The sequence below is a fragment of the Streptomyces sp. NRRL F-525 genome (genome assembly GCF_000716605.1).
Classification (GTDB): Bacteria; Actinomycetota; Actinomycetes; order Streptomycetales; family Streptomycetaceae; genus Streptomyces.
Genome location: NZ_JNXE01000017.1, coordinates 19,793 through 34,677, shown reverse-complemented (window position 1 = coordinate 34,677; position 14,885 = coordinate 19,793). Strand labels below are relative to the sequence as shown.

The window sequence follows — 14,885 nt, the reverse complement described above, 5'->3', positions numbered from 1 at the left end:
CGTGCTTGGTGCGCTAGACGCTAAGGAGCCACCCCCTCGATAGTCAACGTTTTTGTCAACAATCTCATCGACAATCGCTGGGGGGTGGCTCCCGCGTCCCGCTCAGTGGCTTTCGCGCGCCCCTCAGCGGACCGGCGGAGTCCCGTGCGTATGGAAGGACTCGATGGTCTTCAGGCCCCAGGCCTGCCCCTTCTTCCGCTCCTCCTCGGTCCAGGTGATCAGCGGCCAGTCGGGCGCCAGGACGAGTCGGGTGAGCGGGTTGCACAGCTCGATACGGTTGCCGCCGGGCTCGTAGACGTAGAGGAAGAACGTCTGCTGGATGGCGTGCTTGTGCGGCCCCGTCTCGATGAACACGCCGGTGTCGATGGCGAGATCGGCCGCGCGCAGGATGTCCTCGCGGGTGTCGGTCGCGAAGGCGATGTGGTGCAGCCGCCCGGTCGAACCGGTCCAGTCCTCGGTGTAGACGACGTCGTACGACTTGTTCGTGTACGTCAGCCAACGCGCCGCGATCCGCCCGCTGTTCAGCCGGATCTGCTCCGTCGGCCTTGCGCCCAGCACCTGTTGCTGGAACTCGGCACTGGAAAGTACGTCTGCGGCAAGGAAGTTGATGTGGTCCAGGCGCCGAACTCCGACGCCCCGGTTGGGCTTGGCCTGCGGCTGGTTCTTCAGCGCGGGCTTCAGCTCGTCGGGCGCCTGGTAGTACTCGCTCTCCCAGTACAGGGCGTGCTCGTGGCCGTCCGGGTCGGCGGTGACGTAGAGCTTGCCGAGGCCTGGCTCGTCCTCGACCCACCTGCCGGTGCCGCCCGCCTCCTCGATCGCCTTGATACGGCGCTGGAGGGCCTCCTCGCTGGAGGTGCGCAGGGCGAGGCGGCCGAGACCCGGCTGGTCGCGGGCGGTGAGGACCAGGCTGTGGTGCTCGTAGTCGTCGTAGGTCCGCAGGTAGACGGTGTCGCCGTCCTGGCCGTTGACGGTGAGGCCCAGGTAGTCGGTGAAGAAGGCGACACTGGCGTCCAGGTCCGGGGTGAAGAGCTGGGCGTGGCCGATATGGGCGATGTCACCGAGCGGCGGAGCCATCGTTGCCTCCAAGGGGGCGTGCGGGTACGGGAGTTGAGGCGGCGGGCCGGGGGAAGACCGTGCCGTCGAAGATCTTGCGTGCGGTGCGGACGACCGCCGTTCTGCGGACCACGGGAGCGGAGCCCTCGGATCCGGCGACCACGCTAGTTTCGATGTCTAGGAATCCGCTGGGATGCTCGATGCGAATTCGGTCACTTTGTGCGGGTACCTCCGCGATGCCCTCCCCCACCCCGCCGGGGACGAGGAGCCCCGCCGCCACGCTCGCGGCGCCCAGGACGCCGATCGAGGTGTGGCAGCGCACCGGGATGAAGGTGCGGGTCATCACCGCACCGCCGTCCCTGGGCGGTGCCAGCAGGCTGAGCTTGGGGATCGTGGTGTGCTCGACGTCACCGAGGCCCATCAGCTTTCCGGCCGCCAGGCGGATCTCCCGCAGGCGGTCGGCGAGAGTGACGTTCTCCTCCAGGTCGGCGGGCGTCTCGTACCCCGTGACGTCCAGTGCGGCGGCGGGGATCAGGACGACCGGCATGCCGTTGTCGACGCACGTCACCTCGGCGCCGGCGACCACGTCACGCACGCGGCCGGTCGGCAGCAACGGGCTTCCGCCCTGCGGGAACTCGATCACCACCGGTGCGGAGGTACCGGGCACGCCGGATATCTCGGCGGTGCCCGTGTAGTCCACCCGCCCGCCCGGAGTCGGGAAGCTCGCGATCGCCAGTTCCCCGGTGTTGAGCATCCGGATGCGGACGGAGGTCTCGCCGTCACCGGGGGCCACGAGCCCTCGCTCCACGGCGAACGGGCCTATTCCGGCGAGGATGTTGCCGCAGTTCTGACGATCCGTCACCTCGGGGCGGTCGACGGCCACTTGCAGGAAGAGGTAGTCGACATCGGCCTCAGGGTCGACCGAGGCCGAGACCACGCCGACCTTGCTGGTGAGCGGGTGGGCGCCGCCCAGGCCGTCGATCTGGCGCGGGTCGGGACTGCCCATGACGCGCAGCAGCAGGTCGTCGCGTTCGGCGGGGTCGGCGGGGAGGTCCTCGGCCAGGAAGTAGGCGCCCTTGGAGGTGCCGCCGCGCATCAGCATGCAGCGCACCTCCGCGGGCCCGGTCACGACCCGGCTCCGGTGTACTCCTCGTACGACCGGTACTCGACGCCGAGTTGCTTGAGAGTGTCCCGCAACCCGTAGCGGTCCAGGCCGAGTTGGCCCTCCAGGAAGGCGGCGCGGGTGGCGGCCTCCTTGGCCTCGCGCGCCTCGGACTTCTCGGCGGTCTCACGGGCCTTCTCGCGGGGTACGACCACGACGCCGTCGTCGTCGGCGACGATCACGTCACCGGGGCGGACGACCTGGCCGTCGATGGCGATCGGCACGTTGACCGAGCCGCCGGTGGCCTTGACGGTGCCCTGCGAGGAGACGGCGCGGGACCAGGCGGCGAAGCCCATGTCGCGCAGCTCCTGGGTGTCGCGGATGCCGGTGTTGAGGACGACTCCGCGCACCCCGCGCTTCTGCAGCGCGGTGGCGAAGAGCTCGCCGAACAGGCCGTCCGTCGACGGGGAGGTGGTGGTGACGACGAGGATGTCGCCCTCGCCGCACTGCTCCACGGCCGCGTGGATCATGAGGTTGTCGCCGGGCCAGCTGAGCACGGTGACCGCGGTGCCCGCGACCCGAACTCCCTGCTGGACAGGGCGGATTGACGACCCGAGCAGACCCGTGCGGCCCATGGCCTCGCTGACGGTGGCGACACCGAAGGCGGCCAGCGCCTCGACGTCCTTCGCGTCGGCCTTCGGGGGGTTGGTGACGATGACGCCGCCCATCGTTATGCCAGCTCCTTCGCGATCTGCGGGTACGGGCGCATGTACGCCTCGGCCATCGTCTTGTGGGCCAGGCCCAGGTTCGGGCCGGCGTTGCGCTTGAGCTGGACGCCCCGGCGGACGGCCAGGTCGGTGTAGTAGTCCCACAGGTGCTGCTGGGCGCCGAGGCACTCCATCGCCTTGCGCTTGGTGTCCCAGACCTCGGTGATGTCTAGGAGGACCTCGGGCTTGAAGCCGCTCATCTCGGGCTGGTGCGGCTCGAAGTAGAAGACCGGCGGGGCGCCGATGATCTCGCCCTCGCCGGGGTAGCCGATGGCCTGCGCGAGGACGCGGGCCTCCAGCGCCATCCGGTTGGCGGCCGGGTGGTCGCCGTTGTACGGGTCCTCGGTGGGGTGGGTGAGCACGACGTCGGGCTGCGTGGCGCGGTAGACCTCGACGAGCTTGTCGGTCAACTCGGCGGTGGCGACCAGGGGGTAGTCGCCCGCGTCGAAGAAGCGGACCTCGGCGCCGAGGGTGGCCGCGGCGCGCTCGGCCTCGTCCCGGCGTATCGCCTTGATCTCGTCCAGCTTCTTGCCCTCGCGCCAGGCCTTCGCGGACTCGCCGCGCTCGCCGAAGGTCAGACAGGCGATGGTGACCTTCTCGCCGCGGGCGGCGGCCAGGGCGATGGCTCCGCCCGCCCGCCAGACGAAGTCCCCGGCGTGCGCCGTGACGACGAGTGTCGATCGTGGGGTGGCGGGCGCGTTGCCGTGCGTCATGACTCGAATCTCCTTGATGGACAGGTGTGCGCCCGCCCCAGGTGCGCCGAGGCGCCGCGCGTCAGTCGCGCAACGCTTCGATCACACTGGTGAGATGGGCGCGGACGGCCGCCTCGGCCGCCTGCGGATCCCTGGCCGTGATCGCCTCGATCATCGCCAGATGCTCACTCAGGGACTGCTGCGGACGCCCCGGCCGCAGCGCCAACTGGAAGCGGTGACGCACCAGTTGGGCATTGAGCCGCTCCAGCAGGGTCACGGCCGTCTGCTGGCCGGAGAACTCCCTCACCTTGTGGTGGAGTTCGCTGTTGAGCTCGGAGTAGGTGACCGGCTCGCCGTCGGCCACGGCCTTGGTCATGGCCCGGCCCAGGTCCGCCAGTTCGGTCAGCTGCTCGTCGCTGGCCGCGACGGCCGCCTTGGCCGCGCACAGTCCCTCCAGGACCATGCGGCACTCCGTGATGGCGACCGCTTCCTCCACGGTCACCACCCGCACCCGGGAACCCCGGTTGCGGATCCGCTCGACCAGTCCCTCGGCCGCCAGATCGATCAGCGCCGCCCGGATGCTGGCCCGCGTCACATCGAACTGCTCGGCGAGTTCGTTCTCCACCAACCGCTGTGCCGGTGCCATGTCGCCCTGCAGGATCGCCTGCCGCAGCTGCGTAAGCGCATGCTGCTTGGCCTGCTCCCCGGTGCTCGGACGGGCTTCTTTCGGCATCGTTGCCCTCCCTGAGTGAGTGCCTGTCGAACCTAAATCTAGCCAAACACGATTGTCAACAATTTTGTCCGCCGTATTGCACGCATGCCTCCGCCCATACTTACCGCAGACACGCCACTGCCCGCCCATGGACCGGCCATGGACGGGCAGTGGACAGCGGATTTCTACGATCTTCTCATGCTGTCTACGGCTTGTGACGCCCGCAGCTCATCGACTTGCCGTCCTTCGTCTCGCACCACTCCTGGTAGCCGGAGGTGAAGGAGCCCGCCCACTTGAAGTGGTCGTCGGGAAGCTTGTCGGGCGTGTAGGCGCGGTAGTTGGCCGCGTCCTTCTTGTCGCCCGAACCGTCGTAGGCGACGAGTTGCGGGTACGGGTAGACGGGCCGCGTGTACTCGACGGTGGGCGCGCTGCTGTCGGCACTCGCCGAAGCCTTGGTGTCCTTGGTGTCGCCGCCGCCGAGCTGACCGCCCGCCGGTCCCCCGGGCTGGTTGCCTCCGCTGGTCTTGGACGCGATGACGGCGCCGGGGGCCTTGCCGGTCTCCCGCCAGGAGATCAGCTGGCTCAGCAGGTCGAAGCTGTCGGGCCCGTCACCGCCGCCGCAGTGGTTGACGCCGGGGAAGAGGTACAGCCGGTAGAAGTCGTCGGCCTTGTCCTGCCCCATGGTGTCGATCACGGCCTGGCGGTAGGCGCGGGTGCCGGTGGGCGGGATGTTCGGGTCGGTCAGCCCGTGCCACTGGATCAACTTGCCGCCCGCCTCATGGAACTTGGTGAGGTCGGGATCGGTGGCGTCGTAGATCCCGGAGACCTCGCGCTGGTAGGCCTTGAAGGTGTCCACGGTGAACAGCGACCCGTCGAGCTTCAGCGTGGGATCGGCCTCCCACTTCCCGACCCAGCGCAGGAACCCGAGCCCGATCCCGTACAGCTGCACCGAACTCTGCCCCTGCCCCGCCTTCGGAATGAACAGCCCCTCCCAGGCGGTCTCGGAGCCGTAGGGCTGCCCGCCGGTGTAGAGGTGGGTGCCGTCCGGGGCGGTCACACCCGCGTACGCCTTCCGTACGACGTCGGCCTGGTCGGAGGTCAGACAGCTCGAACTGTCCTTGTTGTCCGCGCACTTGAGGCTCGCCGGGTCGAAGGCGCAGGTCGCCGGGTCCTGGATGAGGTCGTTGTTCAGCTTGGGGTCGGCGCACTTCGCGAGGACGGCCTTGTGCAGCATGGCGAGCTTCGAGGCGGGCAGGATCGTCGAGCCGTCCGCGCGGAAGTCGATCGTCGAGAGGTAGGCCTCCTGCATCGCGTTGAGCGCGGTCTGGTTGAAGGCCGGGGCGCCGACCAGGGCGGCACTGAAGTCGCCGGGGTAGCGCTGCACCTCCATCAGCGTCTCGCGCCCGCCGTCCGAGCAGCCGTCGTAGTAGGAGTACGTCGGCTCGGCGCCGTAGAACGCCTTGGTGATCGCCTTGGCGGCGGTGGCGAAGGCGTGCTCGGAGCGGTAGCCGAAATCGACCTTGAGCTGGGGGTTCGTCGCCCAGACCTCGGCGGAGCCGCCGCCCATGCCCGAGGTGGAGACGTGACCCTGGTTGTCCTGGCCGAGGGCGAAGGAGCCGTCGGTGACGGGGGCGCAGCCGGTGGAGGCGGCGGGCTGGGCGCTGACGCCGACCATGCCGCAGTAGCCGCCGCAGCCCTCCTGGAGGTAGCGCTGCCGGTACGTCTTCGTCGGCAGCCGCAGTTCGAACTGGATCTGCGGGGCGACCGTGCCCTTGACGTCGCAGTACTCGTACGCGTTCGAGCCGCTCTTGGCCACCACGCTCGCGGAGGCGACGGAGGTCGCCGCGTCGTCGAGGGCACCGAAGTCCTTCTGCAGCAGGTCGGCGCAGGAGATCTTCGGTTTGGTGACCGGCAGGTCCTTCCCGACGTCACCGGCGGCGGTCACCCTTGTGACGCGCGCGTCGGCGTCCGCCGAGAACGTGTCCGGCAGCAGCGCGAGGCCGGTGACGAGGGCCGCGGCGACGACGGCCACCAGGATGACGATCCTCGTCCGCTTCGACGAGTGGGCATGACCAGGGCTCATGGTGTCAGCGTCGAGTCGGCCCCCGGCGGAGGCCACCGCCGTGGGCCACAAGGGTGACTCAGGGCTCGCGGTAGAGCGCGGTGAGCAGTTCCAGCACGGCCTGGGTGGCGGGGTGCGGGTCGTCCTTCCACCAGGCGAGCCGTACGGCGATGGGCTCGGCGTCACGCACCGGACGGTAGACGACTCCGGGCCGCTGGTACTGGTTGGCGGTCGCCTCCGCGGTCATGCCGACGCTGCGGCCGGTGGCAATCATGGTGAGCCAGTCGTCCACGTCGTGGGTGTCCTCGGTGGCGGGCCGGGAGTCGGGCGGCCACAGGTCGGCGGTCGTGGTGCCGGTACGGCGGTCGACGAGGAGGGTGCGCCCCGCGAGGTCGGCCAGCCGGACCGAGCGGCGCCGGGCGAGGGGGTCGTCGGAGGCCATGGCGCACAGCCGTCGCTCCAGCCCGACGATGGCCGACTCGAACCGCCGGTCGTCCAACGGCCTGCGTACTACGGCGAGTTCGCAGGCGCCTTCGCCGAGCCCGGCGGTGGCCGAGTTGACGCGGACCAGGTGCAGGTCGGTCTCCGGGTGCGTCCGGCTCCAGCGGCGCTGGAAGGGCAGCGTGTGCCGGCCGAGCGCCGACCAGGCGTAGCCGATCCGCAGATGGACGTGGCCCGAGGTGGCGTCACGGACCAGGTCGTCGACCTCGGCGAGCACCCGCCGGGCGTGGGCGACCACCCGCAGCCCGGTGCCGGTCGGGGTCACCGCCCGCGAGGTGCGCCTCAACAGCCGTACGCCCAGGGCGCGTTCGAGCGAGGCGAGAGTGCGGGAGACGGCGGCCTGGGAGACGCCGAGGGTGGCGGCGGCGTCGGTGAAGGTGCCCTCGTCGACGATCGCGACGAGGCAGCGCAGCTGTCTCAGCTCCAGATCCATGACTCCAGCGTATAGATCGTCCCGTTGTTGCATTTTGCGCAAGTGCTGATCAGGCGCACGATCGGAGCATGTCTGGAGCCTCCTCAGCGACAACTCCCCTGCCCACCACGTCACACGGCACCCCGCAGCCGTCCCGCGTGGGCCTGGCCGGGGTCGCCACCATGGCCGGCAGCGGGCTGTCCAACCAGATCGGCGCGGCGATCGGCTCGCTCGCCTTCCCGGTCATCGGGCCCGTGGGGGTCGTCGCGGTACGCCAGTACGTCGCCGCCGCCGTCCTGTTCGCCGTGGGCAGGCCCCGGTTGCGGGAGTTCGTCTGGCGGCAGTGGTGGCCGGTGCTGCTGCTGGCCGTGGTGTTCGGGACGATGAACCTGTCCCTGTACACCGCGATCGACCGTGTCGGCCTCGGGCTGGCGGTGACGCTCGAGTTCCTGGGCCCGCTGTCCATCGCGCTGGCCGCGACCCGGCGCCGCGTGGACGCCTGCTGTGCGCTGATCGCGGTGGCGGGCGTGGTCACGCTGATGCGGCCGCGCCCCTCGGCCGACTATCTGGGCATGGGACTGGGGCTGCTGGCCGCCGTGTGCTGGGCGTCGTACATCCTGCTCAACCGGACCGTCGGACGGCGCATACCCGGAGCGCAGGGTTCGGCGACGGCGGCCGGGGTGTCCGCGCTGATGTTCCTGCCGGTCGGGATCGTCGTCGCGGTCCGGCATCCGCCGACGCTCACGGCGGCCGCGTGCGCGGTGGCGGCCGGGGTGCTGTCGTCGGCGGTGCCGTATCTGGCCGACCTGTTCACGCTGCGCCGGGTGCCGGCTCCGGCGTTCGGGCTGTTCATGAGCGTCAACCCGGTGCTCGCGGCCGTGGTCGGGTGGATCGGCCTCGGGCAGCGGCTGGGCTGGGCGGAGTGGGCGGGCATCGGTGCCGTCGTGGCCGCGAACGCGCTGAGCATTCTCACCACCAGGGACTGAGACCCCCGCCCCTCCGCCGTCACCTCACTCCGCCAACACGTCACCCATGTCGCCGTCCTCCCGCCACTCCCTGAGCAGCGCGTGGAACTCGATGGGACCGCCGCCGTACGACTCGCTGCGCTCAGAGGGCTTGCCCTCGTTGTTGTAGTAGCCGGGCGTGCACTCGGCGAGGAACGCGTAGGTGTCCTGCGCCTTCTCACGGATCGTGGCGATCCACGCCGTCTCCGCCTCGGCGGTCGGCTCGACGTACCGGGCCTGGCGCTTGCGGGCCTCGGTGACGACCCCGGCGACATGCGTGGCGCGTTCGTCGAGGATGTGGACCATGTTCACGGCGGAGGCGCTCTGGATCGAGCCGAACTGGAACAGGTTCGGGAAGCCGTGCACGGTCACCCCGTGCAACGTGCGCGGCCCGTCCGCCCAGCTCTCCGCGAGGGTCACCCCGCCCCGGCCCCGGATGTCGATGCCCATGCGCTGGGCGGACCCGACGCTGAGATCGAAGCCGGTGGCGAAGATCAGGCAGTCCACCTCGTGCGCGACTCCGCCCACCACCACGGCGTTCTCGGTGACCCTCTCGACCCCGCCCTGGTCGGCCGTGTCGACGAGCGTGACGTTGGACCGGTTGAAGGTCTGCAGGTAACTGTCGCTGAACGTCGGCCTCTTGCACATGTACCGGTACCAGGGCTTGAGCGCCTCGGCGGTCGCCGGGTCCGAGACGAGCGCGTCCACCCGGGCCCGCAGCTCATTCATCTTCCGGAAGTCGGCGACCTCGGCCGTCTCCGCCGAGCCCGCTCCGCCGCTCCCCGACAGAAACGTCCGCAGCAGCGCGGCACTTGTGGTCCACCCGTCGTCGACCAGGTCCTCGGCCGCGCCCCCACCGGCCACGTGAGCGAGGAAGTTGTCCCTACGACGCTGCTGCCAGCCGGGGCTGAGCGTCCGGGCGAACTCCGGATCGGTGCGCCGGTTGCCGCGTACGTCGACGGAGGACGGGGTGCGCTGGAACACGTACAACTGGTGGGCGTCGCGCCCGAGATGGGGCACGACCTGGATCGCGGTGGCGCCGGTGCCGATGAGTCCGACGCGCTTGTCGGCGAGCCCGGTCAGACCGCCGTCCGCGTCGCCGCCGGTGTAGCCGTAGTCCCAGCGGCTGGTGTGGAAGGTGTGACCCCGGAAGGTCTCCATCCCCGGGATGCCGGGCAGTTTGGGGCGGCTGAGCGTGCCGAGCGCGACGACGACGTAGCGGGCCCTGATGCGGTCGCCGCGGTCGGTGGAGACGAGCCACTCCAACTCGTCCTCGTCCCAGGTGAGTTCGGTGACCTGGGTCTGGAAGCACGCGTCACGGTAGAGGTCGAAGTGGCGCCCGATGGCGCGCGCGTGCTGCCGGATCTCCTCCCCCGGCGCGTACTTCCACTCGGGGACGTGACCGACCTCTTCCAGCAGCGGCATGTAGATGTACGACTCGATGTCGCAGTGGATGCCGGGATAGCGGTTCCAGTACCAAGTGCCCCCGAAATCCCCGCCCTTCTCGATCACCCGGATGCCCTGGACCCCGGCCTGGCGCAACCGTGCGGCGGCGAGCAGACCACCGAAGCCACCGCCGACGACCACGACCTCGACGCGGTCGGTGAGCGGTGCGCCGGTGATGCCGGCGTCGGCATAGGGGTCGTCCGCGTAGTAACCGAACTCGCCGGTCGCGCCCCGGTATTGGGCACTGCCGTCCGGGCGGATCCGGCGGTCGCGCTCGGCCCGGTACCTGGCGCGCAGTTCCTCCGGATCGAAGCCGAGGCCGGTGTGGGGGGTGACGGACATGCTGGTCCTCTCTGCGGTGGGCGAGGGGTGCGATGCGGTACGACAGGGCCGGACGCCGGTGTCCGTGGGGTGACCGGCGTCCGGGGCGGGACGGTCAGTGCCGCATGTGCCGGCGGACCCAGGCGGCCTGCCCGCCGTCGACGAGCAGGTCGGTGCCGGTGATGAACTGGGCCTGCGGGCCGGTGAGGAAGGCCACCGCGTCGGCGATCTCGCCGGGTGTGCCGGTGCGTCCCGCTCCGCAGTCGTCGAGCATCTTGAGCATGTGCCCGCCGTGCGGCGACTCGGCCTCCGCCTTCGACATCGCGGTCGAAATGACGCCGGGGCTCACGGAGTTGATGCGGGCGCCGCGCAGGTTCCAGGCGAGCGCGGCGGCCTCCACGCGCACGTGGTTGGCGCGCTTGGCGACCATGTAGGCGCGCAGCGAGTCGTCCCCCACGGCCGCGACGACGGGCAGGGAGAGCAGTTCCTCCGCCGGCAGGGTCGCGAGCGCGGCCTCGTCCTCGGGGCTGAGCGAGGCGTAGTGCCCGGCCATGCTGGAGACGGCGACGAGTGCGGTGCCGCGCCCGGCGACCGCCTCGAAGGCGTCGATCACATGGACCGTGCCCAGCAGGTCGACCTCCAGGATCGTCCGCGCCGAGGCGATCGAGGCGGAGACCCCGGCGGTGTGCGCCACGGCGACGACCCGGCCCTCACCGGCCGCCGTCCGGGCCAGCTTGTCGACGGCCGCATGGTCGGAGATGTCGGTGAGGACGCCGTGCGCCGCGTAGCCCTCGGCCTTCAACGCGGCGACGGTACGGTCGAGTTGACCGCGTGAGGCGTCGGCGAGGAACAGGGTGCGGCCGCTGCCGAGGCGGCGCGCGATCGCCGTCCCCATGCCTCCCGCACCGGTGACCACGACGACGTCGCGGGGTTCCTCAGACGGTCGTTGCGCCATGGACGGCCTCCTGCCAACTCGCTCCGGCCACGATGGCCTGTCGCCATACGCGGATCGCCTTGGGCGGCATGCCGACCGCGAGGGCGCCAGTGAGCCGGTCGCCGGTGCGGTAGGCGGCCACGAACCGCCGCTCGCCCAAGTCCCCGTCCACCACGGCGACTTCGTCGTGGCCGCGCAGATAGCCGTAGGCCTGGATCTTCATGTCGTACTGGTCGGACCAGAAGTACGGCACGGGTGAGAACGCCTTGCGCGCCTCCGAGTCGAGGAGGTTGCGTGCGGCGGCCATGCCCTGTTCGGCGGCGTTGGTGCGGTGTTCGATCCGCATCGACGTCTCGAAGAGCGGGTTGTACCAGCGGGCGACGTCACCGGCCGCGTACACGTTCTTGGCGGCCTCGCAGTACTCGTCGCACACCACGCCGTCACCGACGGAAAGCCCGCTCCCGGCGAGCCACTCGGTGTTGGGCAGCGAGCCGATCGCGACGAGCACCTCGTCGGCCTCGATCTCCTCGCCGGCCCCGAGCCGTACGCCCTCGTCGGTCACCTCGGTGACGGAGACACCGGTGCGCAGCTTCACGCCGTGGTCCACGTGCGCCTGCGCCAGCACCTGCCCGACCTGCTCGCCGACGGCGTGCGCCAGCGGCACAGGGGCCGGTTCCAGCAGGGTGACCTCGGCGCCCAGGCGCCAGGCCACGGCGGCGGCCTCCGCGCCGAGGAAACCGGCGCCGACCACCACCAACTTCCGCCCGGGGCCCAGCCGTTCACGCAGCATGAGCGCGTCGTTGAGGGTGCGCAGCACATGCGCGCCCTCGCCGGGCAGCCGCCGCGGTCGCACTCCGGTGGCGATGATGAGCCCGTCGTACGACACCTGCGCGCCGTCCGAGAGCCACACCTCCTGCGCGGCGACGTCGAGCGCGGTCGCGGCGACGCCGAGACGCAGGTCGAGGTCGTGCGCGCTCAGATCGGCCGGGGTGCGCAGGGCGATCCGGTCGGGTTCCCACTCGGCGGCGAGGACCTGCTTGGAGAGCGGCGGCCGGTCGTAGGGCAGGTGCGGTTCATCGCCCACGAGGGTCAGCGTGCCGGTGTAGCCCTCGCGGCGGAGGGTCTCGGCCGCCGCGAGTCCGGCGGCCGAGGCTCCGACGACGACGATCCGTGTCACTGCTCCACCAGTCGGATGGCCGCGGCCGGGCAGACCGCCACGGCTTCCCGTACGTCGTCGAGGAGTTCGGCGCCGGGCTGCTCCTCCAGGAGGATCGCCACGCCGTCGTCGTCACGCTGGTCGAAGACGTCGGGGGCGGCGACCACGCACTGCCCGGAGGCGACGCATTTCGGTTCGTCGAGTTCGACCTTCATGGCCGTGTCCTTTGCTCTCGGTTCGTTCGTGAGGGGGGTGTCACCAGGCGACGGGCAGGCAGGCCACGCCGTAGGTGGTGCCGGTGCGGTCGAAGGCCAACTGCTCGATGGGGGCGGCCAGTCGGAGGGTCGGGATGCGGCGGTAGAGGGTGCCGTAGACGACCTGGAGTTCGAGGCGGGCGAGGTTCTGGCCGAGGCACTGGTGGGGGCCGTAGCCGAAGCCCTGGTGCTGGCGGGCGGAGCGGGTGATGTCGAGGCGGTCGGCCTCGGGGAAGGCCTCGGGGTCCCAGTTCGCGGCGTGCAGGTCGAAGATCATGCCCTCGCCGGCACGGATGGTGACGCCGCCGATCTCGATGTCCTCCTTGGCGACGCGGCGGACGCCGGTCTGCACGATGGTGAGGTAGCGGAGGAGTTCGTCGACCGCGCCGGCGATGACCTTCGGGTCGTCCGTGTCGCGCACCAGGGCGAGTTGGCCGGGGTTCTGGAGCAGGGCGAGCGTGCCGAGGCTGATCATCGTGGCGGTGGTCTCGTGCCCGGCGATGAGCATGGCGACGCCCATGTGGACGGCCTCGGTGCGGGTCATCTCACCGTTGTTGACGCGCCCGGCCATCTCGGACAGCACGCCCTCGGCCGGGTGCTCCAGCCGCAGCCCGATGAGCTTGTCCAGATAGGCGGCCAGCGCGCCGCTCGCCGCCCGCGCCTCCTCGGGCGACGCGGCGCTGTCGAGGGCGATGCTGCTGTTGCGCTGGAAGAAGTCGTGGTCCTCGTACGGCACTCCGAGCAGTTCGGCGATGACCAGCGAGGGGACGGGCAGGGCGAGCGCGGTGAGCAGGTCGGCCGGGTTGGGGCCGGCCAGCATGCCGTCGATCAGCTCGTCGACGATCTTCTGAATAGGTGCCCGCATGGCCTCGATCCGCTTGACGACGAACGGGGCGTTGACCGTCCGGCGCAGCCGGGTGTGCTCGGGCGCGTCGGTGTTGGTGATCATCCGCGGGGTGTGCGGGGCGATCTCGGCGCGGTGCGCGTTGACGTAGGGGAAGCCCGATTCCAGGTCGTCGTCGCTGACGCGGGGGTCGGTGAGCAGGGCGCGCTGGTCGGCGTGGCGGGTGATCAGCCAGGGCGTGGTGCCGTTCCAGATGCGGACGCGGCTGATCGGTTTCCCGTCGCGCAGACCGTGCACGGCGGGCGGCGGGGCGAGGGGGCAGCGCGCGTCCCGCTGCATCGGGTATTCGGGGACCGCCGCTGCCGTGTCGGGCGCGGTGTCGGTCAGGGTGTCGGCCATGTCTCTCCTCGGTGGTGGGGGGCTCCACGTGGGGGCGGAGCGCCGGGGTACTGGGATCGAGGCCTCGATGAGCACATGCAAACAGAGCGGGCTGACGCCTTCCGGTCAGTTCCCTGACAACAACCTGACGTGGCCCAGATCACACGTCGACACTGTTGCCATGAACCGGACAGAGATGTCAGGGAGGGTCAACTCAGATGAATTACAGGCGAGTTGACCGACGTGTGCGTGACGCCACCGACTCGCCGACGCAACAAGAAAAGGGCGGCACCACGTCACCGTGACACCGCCCCGCACCCCACTTCACGGGGTGTCCATATTTGCTCCGCACATCCCTTGCAACTCTCCGGCGGAGCACTCACGCGCTCACCCTTCACCGGCCGCCCGTCCGAGCCAGTAGCCGAAACCCCGGCGCGTATGGATGAGCGCCGGGCCTTCCTGGTCCACCTTGCGGCGGAGGCGGGAGACGAGCTGCTCCATCGCGTTGCCGCCGCGGAAGTCGCCCCAGACGTACCGGCTGATCTGCTCCTTGGACAGCACCTTGTGCGCGTTGACGAGGAGGTGGCGCAGCAGCCGGTACTCCGCGGGCGTGAGGTCGAGGGTGCGCCGTCCGCGCCGCGCCTGGCAGGTGGTGTCGTCCAGGACGAGGTCGGCGTAGTGCAGCGCGCCGTCGCGTCCGCCACCCCGGCCGCGCAGTAACACCTGGATACGGGCGAGCACTTCGGCGATCCGGAAGGGCTTGGTGACGTAGTCCCGCTCCCCCGCGCCCAGTTCGGGCAGCAGCTTGTCGAGGGCGTCCCAGCCGGTGAGCAGGAGGACGGGCGGGCGGTGCGTGACGAGGCGGCGGCCCTGCGCGAGGGCGTCCATCTCGGGCAACTCCGCGTCGATGACGACCAGTTCGAACCGCTGCTCCGCGAGCCGGGAGACCACCTCGGTGCCGTTGCCGGCCGTCCTGATCCGGTAGCCCGCCAACCCCAGTGTCGTGGAGAGGAGTTCGGCGTTGTCCGGCTCGTCCACGGCGACGAGCAGATGCTGCCCGCCACCGCGGGCGAGTGATCGTGTCTCACTGATGCTGTCGTACGTGGACATGGGCATCACCCTACCGTCCTGCTTGCCTGACTCAAGCAATGTACATTCGATTGCTTGACTCAAGTAAGTCAGATACGCTTGCCTAACTCAAGGAAGCCCGCCGCAGCGGTGGGCCACCAGGAGTCAGGAGCACAGCT

The 14,885-nt window shown here is 70.4% G+C and carries 14 protein-coding genes; 1 reads left to right on the top strand and 13 read right to left on the bottom strand.

The window, feature by feature from the left end; genetic code table 11:
- Positions 1-123: 123 nt before the first annotated feature.
- The 7 genes from OO69_RS24410 to OO69_RS24380 form a co-directional block, all read right to left on the bottom strand.
- Positions 124-1,074, bottom strand: coding sequence for a catechol 2,3-dioxygenase (locus OO69_RS24410; RefSeq protein ID WP_033282895.1), 951 nt, complete (start codon positions 1,072-1,074; stop codon positions 124-126).
- A complete protein-coding gene (locus OO69_RS24405) occupies positions 1,055-2,182 on the bottom strand; it encodes a 4-oxalomesaconate tautomerase (RefSeq protein WP_033282894.1) in 1,128 nt (375 codons plus the stop codon). Before OO69_RS24405 ends, OO69_RS24410 begins: the two co-directional genes overlap by 20 nt.
- Positions 2,179-2,883: a 4-carboxy-4-hydroxy-2-oxoadipate aldolase/oxaloacetate decarboxylase gene (locus tag OO69_RS24400; protein WP_033282893.1), complete on the bottom strand. Its 705-nt coding sequence runs from the start codon at positions 2,881-2,883 to the stop codon at positions 2,179-2,181. The genes OO69_RS24405 and OO69_RS24400 overlap by 4 nt, the downstream gene beginning before the upstream one ends.
- A 2-nt stretch (positions 2,884-2,885) precedes the next feature.
- Entirely contained in the window at positions 2,886-3,635 is a 750-nt protein-coding gene (locus tag OO69_RS24395; RefSeq protein ID WP_019057005.1) for a PIG-L deacetylase family protein, read from the bottom strand.
- Between the two features lie 61 nt (positions 3,636-3,696).
- Positions 3,697-4,347, bottom strand: a complete 651-nt coding sequence (locus OO69_RS24390) for a GntR family transcriptional regulator (RefSeq protein ID WP_033282892.1) — start codon at positions 4,345-4,347, stop codon at positions 3,697-3,699.
- A 184-nt stretch (positions 4,348-4,531) separates the two neighbouring features.
- Positions 4,532-6,409, bottom strand: a complete 1,878-nt coding sequence (locus OO69_RS24385; RefSeq protein ID WP_234444516.1) for a tannase/feruloyl esterase family alpha/beta hydrolase — start codon at positions 6,407-6,409, stop codon at positions 4,532-4,534.
- Between the two features lie 58 nt (positions 6,410-6,467).
- Positions 6,468-7,322: a LysR family transcriptional regulator gene (locus tag OO69_RS24380; protein WP_033282890.1), complete on the bottom strand. Its 855-nt coding sequence runs from the start codon at positions 7,320-7,322 to the stop codon at positions 6,468-6,470.
- Positions 7,323-7,390: 68 nt separating this feature from the next.
- Between OO69_RS24380 and OO69_RS24375 the strand changes: the two genes are divergently transcribed.
- Positions 7,391-8,287: an EamA family transporter gene (locus OO69_RS24375; RefSeq protein WP_234444515.1), complete on the top strand. Its 897-nt coding sequence runs from the start codon at positions 7,391-7,393 to the stop codon at positions 8,285-8,287.
- Between the two features lie 24 nt (positions 8,288-8,311).
- Here the strand turns inward: OO69_RS24375 and OO69_RS24370 are convergent, their stop codons facing one another.
- The 6 genes from OO69_RS24370 to OO69_RS24345 form a co-directional block, all read right to left on the bottom strand.
- Complete coding sequence (locus OO69_RS24370; protein ID WP_033282889.1) at positions 8,312-10,093, bottom strand: flavin-containing monooxygenase; 1,782 nt, start codon at positions 10,091-10,093, stop codon at positions 8,312-8,314.
- A gap of 94 nt (positions 10,094-10,187) precedes the next feature.
- Entirely contained in the window at positions 10,188-11,027 is an 840-nt protein-coding gene (locus tag OO69_RS24365; RefSeq protein WP_033282888.1) for an SDR family oxidoreductase, read from the bottom strand.
- On the bottom strand, positions 11,008-12,183 hold the full coding sequence (locus OO69_RS24360) for an NAD(P)/FAD-dependent oxidoreductase (RefSeq protein ID WP_033282887.1): 1,176 nt from the start codon (positions 12,181-12,183) through the stop codon (positions 11,008-11,010). The genes OO69_RS24365 and OO69_RS24360 overlap by 20 nt, the downstream gene beginning before the upstream one ends.
- A complete protein-coding gene (locus tag OO69_RS24355; RefSeq protein ID WP_033282886.1) occupies positions 12,180-12,377 on the bottom strand; it encodes a ferredoxin in 198 nt (65 codons plus the stop codon). Before OO69_RS24355 ends, OO69_RS24360 begins: the two co-directional genes overlap by 4 nt.
- 40 nt (positions 12,378-12,417) lie before the next feature.
- Entirely contained in the window at positions 12,418-13,659 is a 1,242-nt protein-coding gene (locus tag OO69_RS24350) for a cytochrome P450 (protein WP_033282885.1), read from the bottom strand.
- Positions 13,660-14,025: 366 nt separating this feature from the next.
- Positions 14,026-14,748, bottom strand: coding sequence for a response regulator transcription factor (locus OO69_RS24345; protein WP_033283056.1), 723 nt, complete (start codon positions 14,746-14,748; stop codon positions 14,026-14,028).
- Positions 14,749-14,885: the final 137 nt, after the last annotated feature.